Consider the following 464-nt stretch of genomic DNA (forward strand, 5'->3'; position numbering starts at 1 on the left):
TCGCCGAGGCACAGTACGCGGCGATGTGGGCCCAGGACGCCGCCGCCATGTACGGCTACGCGGCCGCCTCGGCGACTGCGTCGCTCCTGACCCAGTTCACCCCGCCGCAGCCCGCCAGCAACCCGGCCGGCCTGGCCGGGCAGGGGACCGCGGTCGGCCAAGCTGTCGGCAGCTCGGCCAGCACCGACGCGCAGGCGGTCCTGTCACAGGTGACCTCCACGGTGCCCACGGCTCTGCAGCAGCTCGCGTCGCCGCTGTCGTCCACGTCCGAGTCGTCCACGGGGTCGCTGTCGTCCCTGAGTTCGTCGCTCAGTTCCATGAATCCGGCTTTATCGATGACAAGTTCGGTGGGGTGGATCTCGAGTGCCCTGCTCTCGAACGCGAATCAGATGAAGAATTTGATGCCGGCCGTCAGCGCCGCCAGCACCGCAGCTTCGGGACCGGGGCTGACGGGCGCGCTCGCT

The 464-nt window shown here is 69.6% G+C and carries 1 pseudogene; it reads left to right on the plus strand.

Going from position 1 to position 464, the window contains the following annotated elements:
• Window positions 1-464: pseudogene (locus tag JF781_RS28225) on the plus strand (PPE family protein); the annotation flags it as partial.

The sequence above is a fragment of the Mycobacterium sp. WUMAC-067 genome (genome assembly GCF_020217485.1).
Lineage (GTDB): Bacteria > Actinomycetota > Actinomycetes > Mycobacteriales > Mycobacteriaceae > Mycobacterium.